The organism is Acinetobacter sp. HY1485 (assembly GCF_027568475.1).
Classification (GTDB): Bacteria; Pseudomonadota; Gammaproteobacteria; order Pseudomonadales; family Moraxellaceae; genus Acinetobacter.
Window position 1 is genome coordinate 152542 of record NZ_JANKZG010000001.1, and the last position, 14696, is coordinate 167237.

The 14696-nt window shown below is 40.0% G+C and carries 16 protein-coding genes; 3 read left to right on the forward strand and 13 right to left on the reverse strand.

Annotation, left to right across the window (positions count from 1 at the left end):
- The first annotated feature begins 21 nt into the window (after positions 1-21).
- Positions 22-1017: a signal peptide peptidase SppA gene (gene sppA, locus PCI70_RS00685; RefSeq protein WP_269913434.1), complete on the forward strand. Its 996-nt coding sequence runs from the start codon at positions 22-24 to the stop codon at positions 1015-1017.
- Positions 1018-1043: 26 nt separating this feature from the next.
- On the opposite strand, the gene purN is transcribed toward sppA, so the two are convergent.
- Positions 1044-1673, reverse strand: coding sequence for a phosphoribosylglycinamide formyltransferase (gene purN, locus PCI70_RS00690; RefSeq protein WP_269913435.1), 630 nt, complete (start codon positions 1671-1673; stop codon positions 1044-1046).
- The gene (gene purM / locus PCI70_RS00695; protein WP_269913436.1) at positions 1670-2719 is read right to left on the reverse strand and encodes a phosphoribosylformylglycinamidine cyclo-ligase; all 1050 of its coding nucleotides are present in this window, start codon (positions 2717-2719) and stop codon (positions 1670-1672) included. Before purM ends, purN begins: the two co-directional genes overlap by 4 nt.
- 153 nt (positions 2720-2872) lie before the next feature.
- Here purM and cxpE point away from each other — a divergent pair, with 153 nt between their 5' ends.
- Together cxpE and hda are read left to right on the forward strand one after the other, a co-directional pair.
- On the forward strand, positions 2873-4009 hold the full coding sequence (cxpE, locus tag PCI70_RS00700) for a chloramphenicol efflux transporter CxpE (protein ID WP_269913437.1): 1137 nt from the start codon (positions 2873-2875) through the stop codon (positions 4007-4009).
- Positions 4010-4014: 5 nt separating this feature from the next.
- On the forward strand, positions 4015-4719 hold the full coding sequence (gene hda / locus PCI70_RS00705; protein WP_269913438.1) for a DnaA regulatory inactivator Hda: 705 nt from the start codon (positions 4015-4017) through the stop codon (positions 4717-4719).
- A 3-nt stretch (positions 4720-4722) separates the two neighbouring features.
- Here hda and PCI70_RS00710 read toward each other — a convergent pair whose 3' ends face one another.
- From PCI70_RS00710 to PCI70_RS00760, 11 genes are all read right to left on the reverse strand, one after another.
- On the reverse strand, positions 4723-5499 hold the full coding sequence (locus PCI70_RS00710) for a TrmH family RNA methyltransferase (RefSeq protein WP_269913439.1): 777 nt from the start codon (positions 5497-5499) through the stop codon (positions 4723-4725).
- A gap of 2 nt (positions 5500-5501) precedes the next feature.
- The gene (locus PCI70_RS00715; RefSeq protein ID WP_269913440.1) at positions 5502-6473 is read right to left on the reverse strand and encodes a class 1 fructose-bisphosphatase; all 972 of its coding nucleotides are present in this window, start codon (positions 6471-6473) and stop codon (positions 5502-5504) included.
- Positions 6474-6600: 127 nt separating this feature from the next.
- Positions 6601-7161, reverse strand: coding sequence for a peptidoglycan-associated lipoprotein Pal (gene pal / locus PCI70_RS00720; RefSeq protein WP_269913441.1), 561 nt, complete (start codon positions 7159-7161; stop codon positions 6601-6603).
- 10 nt (positions 7162-7171) lie between these two features.
- Positions 7172-8443 (reverse strand): Tol-Pal system beta propeller repeat protein TolB, encoded by a 1272-nt coding sequence (tolB, locus tag PCI70_RS00725; RefSeq protein ID WP_269913442.1) that lies wholly within the window; start codon positions 8441-8443, stop codon positions 7172-7174.
- A gap of 21 nt (positions 8444-8464) precedes the next feature.
- A complete protein-coding gene (gene tolA / locus PCI70_RS00730) occupies positions 8465-10129 on the reverse strand; it encodes a cell envelope integrity protein TolA (protein WP_269913647.1) in 1665 nt (554 codons plus the stop codon).
- On the reverse strand, positions 10129-10557 hold the full coding sequence (gene tolR / locus PCI70_RS00735) for a protein TolR (RefSeq protein WP_269913443.1): 429 nt from the start codon (positions 10555-10557) through the stop codon (positions 10129-10131). The genes tolA and tolR overlap by 1 nt, the downstream gene beginning before the upstream one ends.
- Positions 10557-11240 carry a protein TolQ gene (tolQ, locus tag PCI70_RS00740; RefSeq protein ID WP_269913444.1) on the reverse strand — a complete coding sequence of 228 codons (684 nt, stop codon included), beginning with the start codon at positions 11238-11240 and terminating at the stop codon, positions 10557-10559. The genes tolR and tolQ overlap by 1 nt, the downstream gene beginning before the upstream one ends.
- 1 nt (position 11241) lies before the next feature.
- The gene (gene ybgC / locus PCI70_RS00745; protein ID WP_269913445.1) at positions 11242-11661 is read right to left on the reverse strand and encodes a tol-pal system-associated acyl-CoA thioesterase; all 420 of its coding nucleotides are present in this window, start codon (positions 11659-11661) and stop codon (positions 11242-11244) included.
- 9 nt (positions 11662-11670) lie between these two features.
- Complete coding sequence (gene ruvB / locus PCI70_RS00750; protein ID WP_269913446.1) at positions 11671-12666, reverse strand: Holliday junction branch migration DNA helicase RuvB; 996 nt, start codon at positions 12664-12666, stop codon at positions 11671-11673.
- A 2-nt stretch (positions 12667-12668) separates the two neighbouring features.
- A complete protein-coding gene (gene ruvA / locus PCI70_RS00755) occupies positions 12669-13259 on the reverse strand; it encodes a Holliday junction branch migration protein RuvA (protein ID WP_269913447.1) in 591 nt (196 codons plus the stop codon).
- Positions 13260-13271: 12 nt separating this feature from the next.
- Positions 13272-14603, reverse strand: a complete 1332-nt coding sequence (locus tag PCI70_RS00760; RefSeq protein WP_269913448.1) for a deoxyguanosinetriphosphate triphosphohydrolase — start codon at positions 14601-14603, stop codon at positions 13272-13274.
- Between the last annotated feature and the right edge of the window lie 93 nt (positions 14604-14696).

Here is a 14696-nt window from a genome sequence, read left to right on the forward strand (position 1 = left end):
ATTTTAGAATAAGGATGGGATATGTCTGACTGGCCGCCAAAACCAACCAATGAGCCACAGCCACAATCTAAAGAGTGGCAAATTTTAGAAGAAGTGGTACTTTCTTCGGTAAAAGAACAGCGTCGTACCCGCTATTGGGGAATTTTCTTTAAAATTTTAACATTTATCTATTTATTTGCTGTTTTAATCTTGATGATGCGAGGCTGTGCAGATAAAGAAGAAACCACTGTAAATTCGCCCCACTTAGCCGTGGTTAATATCAATGGAACGATTGCATCTGACAGTAAATCTGTGAACAGTGAAGATACGATTAAGGCATTACGCAAAGCATTTAAAGCAGAAAATAGTAAAGCTGTGGTACTTAATATTAATTCCCCAGGGGGCTCTCCTGTAGAGTCAGATAATATCTGGCAAGAAATTCGCTATTTAGAAAAACAAAATCCAAGTAAAAAAGTATATGCTGTAATTGGTGATATGGGTGCTTCAGGGGCTTACTATATTGCATCTGCTGCTAATGAAATTTGGGTCAATCCATCAAGTTTAGTGGGTTCTATTGGTGTGATTATGCCAAACTATGGTGTGAGTGGTTTAGCACAAAAGCTAGGTGTTGAAGATCGTACAATGACATCGGGTGCTAATAAAGATATTTTAAGCATGACTAAACCTGTAAACCCTGTACAACGTGTGCATGTTCAAAGTGTATTAGATGATGTACATCAACATTTTATTGACGCAGTAAAAGAGGGGCGTGGTCAACGTTTAACGTCACAAGATCCTGCTATTTTTTCTGGTTTATTTTGGTCGGGTAGCCAAGCAATCAAATTGGGTATTGCAGATAAAGCAGGTAATTTAGAAACGCTAAAACGTACACTCAATATTGATAAAACAGTCGATTATACAGTGGAGCGTAGCCCACTTGAGTCTGTTTTAGGCAAAATGGGTGCAGAGTTTGGGCATGGGTTTAGTGAGTCTGTTGCACAAAAATTGCAAACGCAATCAGATTTAAAAGTACAATAAAAAAAGGTGCTTAAGCACCTTTTTTATCACTGACAGAACCGAATTGGTTTTGTTAGTGGTTTATTTCTAAAATTTAGTGTATTTGCATCAACATATTGCAGTTTTTTAGTACACAACCATTCTACAACTTCTGGATAAACCAAATGTTCGAGTTCATGTACACGGTTTTGTAATGTGGTTGGTGTATCTTTACAATTTACTTCCAATACACCTTGTGCAATCGCTAAACCTGCATCTAACTCAGCTGTTACAAAATGAACCGTACAACCATGTAAACGATCACCTGTGTGTAAAACACGTTGATGTGTATGTACGCCTTTGTACGCAGGCAATAGGGACGGATGTAAATTTAACATACGTCCTTGCCATTGATTAACAAAATGAGCACTTAAAATACGCATAAATCCTGCAAGTACAACTAAATCAACATCCCAATCTAAAAGCTGTTGATGCATAGCAGCATCAAAAAGCTCACGAGTTGGAAAATTCTGATGTTCTATCACACAGGTTGGAATATTGTGTTGTTTGGCACGTTGTAAAGCATATGCACTTGCTTTATTACAAATCAATCCAACAATTTGTCCAGATAAGTTGGCATCAATTAAAGCTTGGAAATTGCTACCATTACCTGAAACCAATACCGCGATTTTCATCATTTGAAAATAACACGCTCAGCTGAATCATTTGCTTGAATATGACCCATTTTCCAAGCATTTTCGCCTTGCTTTGTAAGGAGTTGAATTGCTCTTTCTGCATCGTTGGCATCTACGGCAATAACCATACCTACGCCACAGTTAAAGGTACGATACATTTCAAACTGTTCTACATTGCCTTCGCGTTGTAAGAGTTTAAAGAGTTCTGACCATTCCCATGAGCTTTCATCAATAACAGCTTGAGTACCTTCTGGCAAAACACGTGGTAAGTTACCTGGTAAACCGCCACCTGTGATGTGTGCCATCGCATGCACATCTACTTGTTTGCACAGCTCTAACACAGGTTTAACATAAATACGTGTAGGTTCCATCGCAACATCTGCGAGTGTGCGCCCGTCGATGGTTTGGTTTAAATCTACATTTTTAACATCTAAAATTTTGCGCAGAAGCGAGTAACCATTTGAATGGGCACCTGATGATGCTAAACCAATCAGAACGTCGCCTGATTTAACTTTAGAGCCATCAATAATTTTACTTTGTTCTACAACACCTACACAGAAGCCTGCAAGATCGTAATCTTCACCTTCGTACATGCCTGGCATTTCGGCAGTTTCGCCACCCACAAGCGCACAGCCTGCAAGTTCACAGCCTTGTCCAATTCCTGTAACCACATGAGCGGCAACATCAACATTGAGGTGACCAGTTGCATAGTAATCTAAGAAAAATAAAGGTTCTGCACCGCAAACTAAAAGATCGTTGACACACATCGCAACTAAATCTTGCCCAATGGTATCGTGCTTGTTTAAGTTCAGTGCTAGACGTAATTTTGTACCTACACCGTCTGTACCTGATACTAAAACAGGCTCTTCGTAGCCTTTTGGAATTTTACAAAGCGCACCAAAACCGCCAAGTCCTCCCATGACTTCTGGTCGCGTTGTACGTTTGGCAACAGATTTAATTCGATCGACCAGTGCATCACCTGCTTCGATATCTACACCTGCATCTTTGTAGCTTAAGCCCATGGTTGTATTTTCCGTTGAATTGCTCATGTCAAAAGTCTCCGCTTTTCGGTCAAGAGTATAACGTATCTTGTTTATGTCTTGGTCAATATTTTTGACAAAAATTCATATACGAAATTCATATAGTTTTTTTAAATCAAAGTGGTATCTTTATCTAAACTTAGATAAGTCATATTAAAAATTATGGTTGATCGTACATTACGTCGGATTTTTATTTTAGCGGGCATTGCATTACTTCTATGGGTCATTTACCTATTAAAGCCCGTGGTGATTCCTTTTATTGCAGCTTTAATTATTGCCTATTTGTTTAGTCCACTTGTAGCAAGATTATCTCGGCTTGGTTTACCACGCTGGTTATCCACCAGTGTGGTTTTTATAGGTATTGGTGTTGGAGTAGTGCTTGCTGCGTGGTACGTAGTGCCTTTAGCATGGAAACAGATTGTATATGCGCGTGACAGTATTCCATCTGCAGTTCATTGGGTAAATCATCAATTATTACCGTGGGTTGCGCATACGTTTAAGCTTGAACCTATGTCAATTGATACGGATCAAATTTCTGATGCGGCAATGCAATATATTCAAACAAATTATAGTGTGGATAGTATTCAATCGTTTGCTTTGCGTTTAGCACAGTCAGGTTTAAGCTTTATTCAAATTGGGGGAACGGTTGTTCTTATTCCAATTATTGCTTTCTACTTTTTACTTGATTGGCAACGTATGTTAGTACAAATGCGCCGTCTAATACCGCGTCCCTATGAAAAGACAACAGTACAGATTGTGAAAGAATGCCATAGTGTGTTGGGTGCATTTGTAAAAGGTCAATTCTTAGTAATGATTTTACTTGGGATTGTGTATGCAGTTGGCTTACAGTTAATTGGGCTTGAAGTAGGCTTAATTATTGGTATGGTGGCAGGCCTTTCAAGTATTATTCCTTACCTAGGGTTTGCGGTGGGTATTATTTCTGCTGTAATTGCTGCATTTTTCCAATTTGGATTAGATTGGGTACACTTAGCTCTTGTGGGTGTAGTATTTATGGTTGGGCAAGTGGTAGAAGGATATATTCTACAGCCATTCTTACTTGGCGATAAAATTGGACTTTCACCTGTGGCTGTGGTATTTGCTGTACTTGCAGGTGCGCAGTTAGGTGGTATTTTAGGTATGTTGATTGCATTGCCGGTTGCCGCTATTATTGTGGTGTTGTTAAAGCATGTCCGAGAGTTTTATGAAAGCTCAAATTTATATGGGCAACAACAACATACAACACAGTCGACAAATGTGGAAGTTGATATTAAGATTGAAAACACACAAGATAAGTCATAGTTAATATGCGTCAGTTGCAATTAAATATTGAGCCTCAACTTGATGCCAGAATTAGCGATTTTTCTGGACCAAGTTGGGGGCATGTAATTGATGCCATTCGTCAAATGCATGCAGGTTTACTCAACCGTTTTTATGTTTATGGTGGGGCAGGGACAGGGAAAAGTCATCTGCTATCGGCAATTTGTGATTCTTATTTAGAACTAGGAAAAACAGCAATACAAGTTTCTTTATTAGAGCTTTTAGATGCACCCATTGAAGCAATTACAGCATTAGAGCGCTATGATTTAGTTGCATTAGATGATATTGAGGCAATTAATGGGGTAAAACATTGGCAAAAGGCTGTTTTTCACTTAATTAATTATAATAATCAAGAAGGTGGGCAACTTGTTTTTTCTTCGCGTTATGCGCCAATTGAGCTTAAATTAGAATTACCTGATCTACAATCACGTTTAACGCAAGCAGTGAGCGTAAAGCTACCTAATGGTAGTTTGTTTGCCGATCGTCAGGCATTAGTGATGTCTGTGTTGGAACGCCGTGGTGTGCATTTAGATAATCAAATTATTGATCATTTACTTAATTATGGACCACACCAAGCATCTTCGTTATTAGTTGCGTTGGAACGATTGGAAAATTTACTTAAAGGTGAACGAACAAAATTGTCAAATGCCACCCTCAAGCAAATTTATGCACTTATTGATGAGTATCAATAACGTTTATTGACGTTGACGTACCATTTCAAAAAAGCAAATAGAACCTGCAATTGCAACATTTAAAGACTCTTGCCCACCTGGTTGTGGAATAGCCACTGCTTGTGCAGAAGCCAATGCAAAGTCAGATGCACCTTGTCCTTCATTTCCTAAAATCCAAACACATGGCTTTTTAAGGTCCTGTTGATATAAACTTTCTGAGAGATGCGAACTTGTGACATATACAGGAATATTAAACTTTGGCAAGGTTTGGTCTAACTCTACATTTTCAAAACACTTAAGACCAAAGTGAGCACCCATGCCTGCACGAAGCACACGAGGTGACCACAAAGAGGCAACACCTTTTGTGCAGACAACTTGTTTAATATTAGCAGCAGCGGCAGAGCGCAATAATGTACCCACATTACCTGGATCTTGGACATTATCTAAAATTAAAGTATCTGCTTTAAAGTCAATAACTTGATTGGTTTGATGTACATCAATAATGGCTAAACATGCTAGCGTTGTACCTAATGTACTCAAATCACGGTACAGCACTTCGCTAATAACGAAAATAGTGCCTTGATATTCATTCTGAATATCAATAAGGTCTGCATGCTCTAAAGCACTTTCTGTTGTAAAAATAGCATTAATTTTTTGCTGTGTTTCTAGCCAAGAAAGTGCAAGATGAGTACCTTCAAGCACTGTTTGACGTTGCTTTTTACGATAACTATTTTGCTCAATTAAAGCACGAAGATGCTTAATTTTAGGGTTATCTTTTGAAGCGAGGTAAATAATAGCCATAATTAGTGGTAACTTGTAATAAGGTCAACTTCATCTTTTGCACCTAAAACAACAGGTACACGTTGATGAAGTGTGGTTGGTTGAATATCTAAAATACGCTCACGCCCTGTGGTTGCTGCACCACCTGCTTGCTCAATCAGTAAGCACATTGGGTTAGCTTCATACATTAAACGTAAGCGTCCTGCTTTTTTAGGATCTTTAGAATCAAATGGATACAAAAATACACCACCACGCGAAAGAATACGATGAATATCAGCAACCATACATGCAACCCAACGCATATTATATTCTTTAGCACGCACGCCTTGTAAACCATCTAATAGTTCATCAATATAACGTTGTATAGGTGTTTCCCAATGACGTTTATTAGAAGTGTTAATTGCAAACTCTTGTGTATGTTTTGCAATTTTTACATTTTCTTGTGTGATTACAAATTCTTGTAAATCAACATCAAAGGTGAATAAAGTCACGCCATCCCCAACAGTCAAAGCAAGCATTGTTGATGGACCATACATCACATAACCGGCTGCAACTTGTTCATCGCCCTTTTGCATAAAATCTTCTGCTTGGGTAATCTTATTTTTAGCAGGAAGTACAGAAAAAATAGTACCCACACACATGTTAATGTCAATATTACTTGAGCCATCTAGTGGATCAAATAAAACTAAATAATCACCATTTTCTTGAGCAGGCGTAAATTCTTCTAACTCTTCAGAAGCAAGTCCACCAATACCAGGGTGTACTTTAAGAGCATCAATTAATTGATCATTTGAAATAATATCGAGTTTTTTTTGTGTTTCGCCTTGTACATTTTCGTGTTCTGCACTACCTAAAATACCTGCAATGGCACCTTTTTGTAAATCGCGGTCAATGACTTTACAACATTCAGTGATTGTATGAATGACATTTGCCAATTTTGGTTTTGCTGTCCCTAACTTTTGTTCTAAATATTCGGGTAGTGTGGTATTTGACATGCTGATAAGACTCCAAAAATTCTTCTTGGCAAATGGTAAACAATGGCTATTTTAGAGCAGATTACTTAAAAGTAAACTTGCTTTTTAATAGATCAAAAAAAGCGCCCTAAATTGAGCGCTTATTTAATTACTTAAGTAAAGGAGGTACGGCTTCATAGTTAAGCTCTACACGGCGATTTTCTGCCCATGCTGTTGCATTATGGTCAGGATTAATCGGCATTTCTTTACCGTAACTAACGGTGTCTAATTGGCTCTGATTCACGCCAATTGAAACTAAATAGCTTTGAACTGCTTTTGCACGACGCTCTCCAAGTGCCATATTGTATTCACGCGTACCACGTTCATCGGTATGCCCTGTTAAAGCAATATGAGATGCCATATTTGCTTTTAAAAATTGAGCATGTGCTTGTAAAGTTTGGTAGTCGGTTTGAGATAGTGAGCTACTGTCATAATCAAAATGTACAACACGGTTTGCTAAAAAGGCTTTATTTTCAGCGGTTACGCCTTTTGATGAAGCCCCTTTTAAATTTTGTGCATCTGCAGCAGCATCGTCACTTAGCCCTGTTGTATTAACAGTTGTTGTTGCAGTTGGGGTAGTTGTTACATTCGCATCAGTTGCTGGCTTACGATTTGCACATCCTGTAAAAAGTAATGCAGATACAACAACAGGTAATAATAATTGTTTCATTGTTTTCTTCCTATTTAGGTGCCCAAGCAGGTTCACGTACTTCACCTTGTTCGCTTGGTAAGTTCACACGGAATTGTCCGTTTATTGAAACGATTGACAGTAAACCACGGTTTCCTTCTTTAGTAGCATAAACAACCATTTGCCCATTTGGAGAAAAACTTGGTGATTCGTCTAATGTAGTTGGCGTAAGAATACTCACTACACCAGAATTTAAGTCTTGTAATGCAACTTTAAAATCACTACCTGCTTGGCGATGTACCATGGCAAGTTTTTTACCGTCTGCACTTAAAGTTGCGCGTGCGTTAAATGAACCTTTAAAGGTAACACGTTTAATACTGTCATCATCAAATGTATAACGATACACCTGAGGTGCACCTCCACGGTCGGAAGTGAAGATAAATGATTTACCATCGGGTGCATATCTTGCCTCTGTATCAATTGCTGAATCATGCGTCATACGTTGTAATTGACGTGTTTCTAGATTCATTTGATAAATTTCTGGATTACCATCCATAGACGCAGTAAACAGCATTGATTTACCGTCAGGTGAAAAGCTTGGTGCGCCATTGAGCCCTTTGTATTGAGTAAGTGTTTCACGTTGTCCAGAAGATAAATTTTGTAAGTAAATTACAGGACGTTTAGTTTCAAAGGAAACATAAGCAATTTTTTTACCATCAGATGTCCAAGCAGGTGACAAAATAGGATAGTGCGATGATAAAACTGTGAATGGACGCTCACCATCTGTGTCTGCAATTTGGAGTGTGTAACGTTGCTCAGGTGTTTTTGGATTACGTAGTACATACGCAATTTTACCACTAAAATCACCAACAATACCTGTAAGCGCTTGATAAATGGCATCACTAATAGTATGCCCAGCTTGACGAATTCGATTGTTTGGTACAGTAAGAACTTCGTTTAATAGGTATTGCTGTTTTTCCGTATCAAAAAGCTGATAATGGATTTGTTTCGTATTATCGTCAAGTTGTGTGACTTTACCCACAACAACATAAGGAACGCCTGCATTCTTCCAATTTTCAGCACTAATTTGATCTAATTGGGCTGACATTGGTAAATTTTGTGAACTACTAGTAAAACGTCCTGAGCGGTTAAGATCACTTTCTACAATAGAGTAAATTGCTTGGTCACTATTAAAGGGAACAATTGCAATTTTAGGTGCTTGTTCGGGTGCCTTTGCAATTTCAAGATGAAGTTGTGCAGAAGCAGTTGTCGTGATTGCTAAGCTGCAAGTAGCAAGTGCGGCAAGAGTGAGTATACGTATCATTTTTATTCACATTTCCTTTAATTACTTTGCGGTAAAAGTTGCACTGAAACTACGTGCTTCTCTACGTGCATCAGGGTCTGAAGGCATTGGGTAGGGGGCAGCGGCACGTACAGCAGCTTCAACACTTGCTTTTACGTCGGGATCACTAGAGTTTACAATGACTGAAGCAACCCCACCAGATTCTGTCAGCGTAACACGTACATTGGCAGTTTTTCCTGTTGAGCCAGAAGGAACATCCCACACGCGTTTAATTTTACTTTGAAATTCACCTTTTGCGTTAGAAGCTATTTTTTTAATTTCAGCTTTTTTATCTGCTGCGGCTTTAGCTTTAGCGTCTGCCTGAGCTTTTTCTTTTGCTTCTTGAGCGGCCTTGGCTTTGGCATCTGCTGCAGCTTTTTCTTTTGCCTCTTGAGCGGCTTTGGCTTTAGCATCTGCGTGAGCCTTTTCTTTTGCCTCTGTAGCAGCTTTGGCTTTAGCATCTGCTGCGGCTTTTTGTTTTGCCTCTGTAGCAGCTTTGGCTTTAGCATCTGCTGCGGCTTTTTGTTTTGCCTCTGTAGCAGCTTTGGCTTTAGCATCTGCTGCGGCTTTTTGTTTTGCCTCTATAGCAGCTTTGGCTTTGGCGTCTGCTGTAGCTTTTTCTTTTGCCTCTGCTGCGGCTTTTTGTTTAGCTTCTTGAGTAGCTTTGGCTTTAGCATCTGCCGCGGCTTTTTGTTTAGCTTCTTGAGCAGCATTAGCTTTTGCCTCTGCTGCGGCTTTTTCTTTTGCTTCTTGAGCCGCTTTGGCTTTGGCATTTGCTGCAGCTTTTTGTTTAGCTTCTTGAACAGCCTTGGCTTTAGCATCTGCGTGAGCTTTTTCTTTTGCCTCTTGAGTGGCTTTGGCTTTGGCATTTGCTGCGGCTTTTTGTTTAGCTTCCTGAGCGGCTTTAGCTTTGGCATCTGCTACTGCTTTTTGTTTAGCTTCTTCAGCAGCTTTGGCTTTGGCGTTTGCCTGAGCTTTTTCTTTTGCCTCCTGAGCGGCTTTAGCTTTAGCATCTGCTACGGCTTTTTCTTTTGCTTCTTGAGCAGCTTTGGCTTTGGCGTCTGCTACGGCTTTTTCTTTTGCTTCTTGAGCGGCTTTAGCTTTAGCATCTGCTACGGCTTTTTCTTTTGCCTCTGTAGCTGCTTTAGCTTTAGCGTCTGCTGCGGCTTTTTCTTTTGCCTCCTGAGCAGCTTTAGCTTTGGCATCTGCTACAGCTTTTTCTTTTGTCTCCTGAGCAGCTTTAGCTTTAGCATCAGCTACGGCTTTTTCTTTTGCTTCTTGAGCAGCCTTGGCTTTGGCATCAGCTGCGGCTTTTTCTTTTGCCTCTTGAGCAGCTTTGGCGTCTGCGACAGGCTTCATAAGAGGTTGTATTGGGGGAGGAGGTGTTATAGTTTGCTGTTGCTGTTGCTGTTGCTGTTGCTGTTGCTGTTGCTGTTGCTGTTGCTGTTGCTGTTGCTGTTGCTGTTGCTGTTGCTGTTGCTGTTGCTGTTGCTGCATTGCTGCAACTTGTTCAGGTGTTACAAGGTAAGTCTTTATTTTTTTAGGTGGTTTGGGTGGCTTACTCATCCCTGCATAAAGTAATGCCACAATTGCAATCGCATGTACACCTAGTGTAAATCCGATTGCAATTGCATTTTCTTTAAAAGGTGGTTTTTCAATCTTTTTCATCATTTAACAGGGTCTGTCATTAAGCCAACTTGTGATAAACCTGCACTTTGTAAACGTGCCATCAGAGAAACAACATCTCCGTAAGGTCTAGATTGGTCGCCATTTACCAGTACGTTTTCTGCATGTGCTTCTGTAAGAATTTTTTCAATGTCTTCAAGGGGCATTGGTTCATCATTATTATAGTCTTTGTATTGTAAATAGTAGTTACCATCTGCTTGTAAAGATACAATGGCAGGCGGTTCATTAGATTCAATGGGTGTACTATTCGCTTTGGGTAAATCTACTTTAAGGCTACTGCTAATCATGGGTGCAGTTACCATAAAAATGACGAGAAGAACGAGCATAACGTCGATATAAGGAACAACGTTCATCTCACTTTTAAGTGGTTTTTTAATACGACTAAAGCGTCCTGCACGTTGTATTGCCATTATTTTGTATCCTGACGTTGTAAAAGTGCCACCATTTCTTCTGCAAATAATGCACGGTCTGAATATACTGCTTCACTTTTGGCAGTAAGATGGTTAAAGGCAAGTACAGCAGGAATTGCAGCAAATAAACCAATTGCAGTTGCAATGAGGGCTTCTGCAATACCAGGTGCCACAGTGGCAAGGGTAACTTGTTCAACGGCAGCTAAACCAATAAATGCATTCATAATGCCCCAAACTGTGCCAAATAAACCAACATAAGGGGCAACAGAGCCAATACTAGCAAGTCCGCCAAGTCCTTTTTCTAGGTTTGATTGGTCACGGCTAAGTCCAACACGTAAAATACGTTCTGTACCATCTAATTTTTGTGCAAGTGTTGCTTTGCGTTCTTGAAGCTTTAAAAACTCTGCATATCCATCATAAAACACGTCTTCTAAGCCGTGGCGTTCTGAATTAAGCTGTGCATTGTTATAAAGTGTTTCTAAAGAAGCACCTGACCAAAACATTTTTTGAAAATGATCATCTTGTTTTTGTGCTTTTTTAAAGCTCATTGAAAGTTTGGCAATAATGTACCAGCTATACAATGAAGCAAGTAAAAGTAAAAACATCACAAGTTGTACAACAGGGCTTGCTTGTGTAATTAGATCGGTGATGTGTAGTGTCGTTTCTACGTGTTGGTTTGACATATTAGTTTGCTTTGCTTTCTAGTTCCATCTCACGATGAATAAATGCTTTAAGTTCTTCAGGTAATCGGCGTAAGCGCATTTCTTTACTTAGACACGCGAGTTCCACTTCACCTGATGCTAGCAAGATTTCACCACGATAAATTTCTTGTTGCAATATAAAAGATGTAGTTTTACAAGAAATTACACGTGCTGTGACGGTAATAAAATCATCCATTAAAATTGGGCGTAAATATTTAAGCGCAATTTTGTGGACGACAAAGTGGTATTGTCCTTGATTCCAATAGTCGCCAGTGCCTGAGGCACGTAACCATTCTGTACGTGTACGTTCCATAAAACGAATATGGTTAGAATGGTAAACAATACCGCCTGCATCGGTATCTTCTAAATAGACCCGAAAATTGAATTCAAAACGGTTAGACATAAAACGAGTTCACTCTGGTGGGGTCAGTCCAAATTGGAGATAAGACTGATTTGTTGCAATTCTGCCACGCGCGGTTCGCATGACATATCCTTGTTGGATCAGGTAAGGTTCGATAACGTCTTCTAAGGTACCGCTGTCTTCTGCCATTGCAGCGGCAAGCGCTTCTACACCGGCAGGACCACCCTCAAATCGCTCAAGTAACATAGTGAGGTAGCGACGGTCTAAGGTGTCTAGACCTGCTTTATCGACATTAAGCATATCTAAAGCACGTTGAGCCATTTCTTGTGTTACTACCCCTGTGCCTTTAACTTGGGCATAGTCACGTACACGGCGTAATAAACGATTGGCAATACGAGGTGTTCCACGGGAACGACGCGCGATTTCACTTGCACCTTCAGGGTGCATGGGCACATCCATCAAATCGGCAGAGCGTTGCACAATGTAAGTGAGGTCTTCAACAGAGTAAAACTCTAAACGTTGCACAATGCCAAAACGGTCGCGTAATGGTGAGGTTAAAAGCCCTGCGCGTGTGGTGGCTGCCACAAGGGTAAATGGCGGTAAATCAAGTTTTATAGAGCGTGCAGCAGGACCTTCACCAATCATAATGTCGAGTTGGTAGTCTTCCATTGCAGGATATAAAATTTCCTCAATGACAGGCGATAGACGATGAATCTCATCAATAAATAAAACATCGCCCTCTTCTAAATTAGTCAAAAGTGCAGCTAAGTCGCCTGCACGCTCTAAGACAGGACCTGAGGTTGATTTAAGACTGCCACCCATTTCTTTGGCAATAATATTGGCAAGTGTCGTTTTACCTAAGCCGGGTGGACCAAAAATTAAGGTATGATCGAGTGCTTCGCCACGCCCACGCGCTGCACCAATAAAAATTTCCATTTGCTCGCGTACAACAGGTTGCCCAATATAGTCGGCAAGTGATGTTGGGCGAATTGCACGATCAATTTGATCTTCTGTTTTTTCAGTACCGCTAATAAGTCGATCTTGCATGGTTATTTCATCATAGATTTGAGTGATGCACGGATAAGGTCTGACACTTCGGTATATTGATCTTTAATGGCGGCAATGGCTTTTTGTGCTTCTTGCGGTTTATACCCTAAAGATTGCAACGCCGCTTCAGCTTCAGCCACTGCAGAGTTTGCTTTAAACTGAGGCATTGGCTGTGTGCTACCTGATGGCGTTAATGTTTTGATACGATCTCTTAATTCAATGAGTAATCGCTCGGCTGTTTTTTTACCTACACCCGGTACTTTAACCAAGGTGTTTACATCATCGTGTTCTACCGTTTGTATGAGTAAATCGACACTGAGCGTAGATAAAATACCAAGCGCCATTTTAGGACCAACACCATTGACTTTAAGTAAGGTTCTAAAAAAACTCTTTTCTTGTGCCTCAATAAAGCCATAAAGTTGCTGTGCATCTTCACGAACCACAAGGTGTGTCCATAGTGTCACTTTTTGCCCTTTTTGTAATTGGCAAAATGTAGAAAGAGGGGTGTCTATTTCATAACCAACCCCATTCACGTTTAAGAGTACGGTCGGGGCTTCTAAAGCGAACACTTCGCCAATTAAACAACCAATCATGATGTTTTCCTGTTAAATAAAACCTGCACGGCGTCCTTGTAGAACTTGTGCTAGTTCGTAGGCTTGGTGATCTGAAAATTTACTAATAATATCTAAAACTTGCATAATGTTTTGGTAATGATGATCACCAAGACGTGCACCAAATTGTTCCAAAATTGTCATTAAACGTTTTTCTTTAAAGCTTAAGGTTTTGTTAGGCACAGTCAGCGGAATAAATGCATCTAAAATATGTTGTAAGCTCATGTGTGCAATGACTTCTAGGTCTATTTTTTCACGATGCTTAAAAATTTTATGGCGTGCTAAATTTTTGGCAGCTTCAATCCCTTTAGGAATATCAGGTGGGCAATAATCGAGTAAACAGCCTTTGAGTTGTCCTGTTAAAATTTGATGTTGATGACGAGCAAATGCAGAGGTGACTTCATCGACAAGACGTTTCATTACACGTCCACGAAGCGCTGCTATTTTTTGTTGCCAACTGCAAAAGGGTGTAGAAAGTTCACTTGGTACACCGTAATCTGCAATCAGATTTAGAAAAATAGGTTCAACCTCTTCATAGGTTAAAATATTTAAACTGATTCCATCTTCTAAGTCGATTAAGGCATAACAAATATCATCGGCTGCTTCAAGAAGATAGGTAAGCGGATGACGGCAGTAATAATATTCACCCAATTTAATGAGCCCAAGTTGCTCGGCAATTTCTTTTAAAATTTCTTTTTCTGTTTGATAGCACCCAAACTTTGCGCGCTGGTCTGATGGGCGACCATCAATAGTGTGTGATAGCCATGGATATTTAAAGTATGTACCAAGTGTGGCATAAGTTAAGCGCATACCGCCTTGATTGGGGTGATGATCAATACGCGTGAGTAAACGTAAACCCTGTGCATTGCCTTCAAATTGACGTACATCGGCTTCTTCTTCAGGCGATAGTGCTTTTAAAAAGTCGCTGTGTGAGGCATCGTCAAACCATTCGCGAATCGCATATTCTCCTGCGTGTCCAAACGGTGGATTACCAATGTCATGCGCTAAACACGCCGCTTGAATAATGGCACCAATATCGGCAGGATCAATCCAAACAGGCAAATCATCTTTAATTTTTTCTGCTGCCAACATACCCAAAGAACGTCCAACACAAGACACTTCTAATGAGTGTGTTAAGCGGGTATGTACGCCATCTTGTTGTGTAAGCGGATGGACTTGCGTTTTTCGGTTAAGTTGTCTAAAACTTTGGGAGAATACAATTCGGTCATAGTCTTTATGAAATTGGCTACGTCCACGCTCACTTTGACTATTTTTACTTCCTAAGCGTGTTGTAGAAAGTAAGTCTAACCACCGCATTTTATTCATTGAGTTTAGATTAAAATTTTAAAATACCATAATGCCAAAAAAGGCGCATACACTCTAGGGGCTTGCGTCACTATTTGTCGTACAAAAAAGGAA

Coding starts and splice junctions, on each gene's coding strand:
- sppA (WP_269913434.1), top strand. CDS start 22: ATGTCTGACTGGCCGCCAAAACCAACCAATGAGCCACAGCCACAATCT.
- purN (WP_269913435.1), bottom strand. CDS start 1,673: ATGATGAAAATCGCGGTATTGGTTTCAGGTAATGGTAGCAATTTCCAA.
- purM (WP_269913436.1), bottom strand. CDS start 2,719: ATGAGCAATTCAACGGAAAATACAACCATGGGCTTAAGCTACAAAGAT.
- cxpE (WP_269913437.1), top strand. CDS start 2,873: ATGGTTGATCGTACATTACGTCGGATTTTTATTTTAGCGGGCATTGCA.
- hda (WP_269913438.1), top strand. CDS start 4,015: ATGCGTCAGTTGCAATTAAATATTGAGCCTCAACTTGATGCCAGAATT.
- PCI70_RS00710 (WP_269913439.1), bottom strand. CDS start 5,499: ATGGCTATTATTTACCTCGCTTCAAAAGATAACCCTAAAATTAAGCAT.
- PCI70_RS00715 (WP_269913440.1), bottom strand. CDS start 6,473: ATGTCAAATACCACACTACCCGAATATTTAGAACAAAAGTTAGGGACA.
- pal (WP_269913441.1), bottom strand. CDS start 7,161: ATGAAACAATTATTATTACCTGTTGTTGTATCTGCATTACTTTTTACA.
- tolB (WP_269913442.1), bottom strand. CDS start 8,443: ATGATACGTATACTCACTCTTGCCGCACTTGCTACTTGCAGCTTAGCA.
- tolA (WP_269913647.1), bottom strand. CDS start 10,129: ATGAAAAAGATTGAAAAACCACCTTTTAAAGAAAATGCAATTGCAATC.
- tolR (WP_269913443.1), bottom strand. CDS start 10,557: ATGGCAATACAACGTGCAGGACGCTTTAGTCGTATTAAAAAACCACTT.
- tolQ (WP_269913444.1), bottom strand. CDS start 11,240: ATGTCAAACCAACACGTAGAAACGACACTACACATCACCGATCTAATT.
- ybgC (WP_269913445.1), bottom strand. CDS start 11,661: ATGTCTAACCGTTTTGAATTCAATTTTCGGGTCTATTTAGAAGATACC.
- ruvB (WP_269913446.1), bottom strand. CDS start 12,666: ATGCAAGATCGACTTATTAGCGGTACTGAAAAAACAGAAGATCAAATT.
- ruvA (WP_269913447.1), bottom strand. CDS start 13,259: ATGATTGGTTGTTTAATTGGCGAAGTGTTCGCTTTAGAAGCCCCGACC.
- PCI70_RS00760 (WP_269913448.1), bottom strand. CDS start 14,603: ATGAATAAAATGCGGTGGTTAGACTTACTTTCTACAACACGCTTAGGA.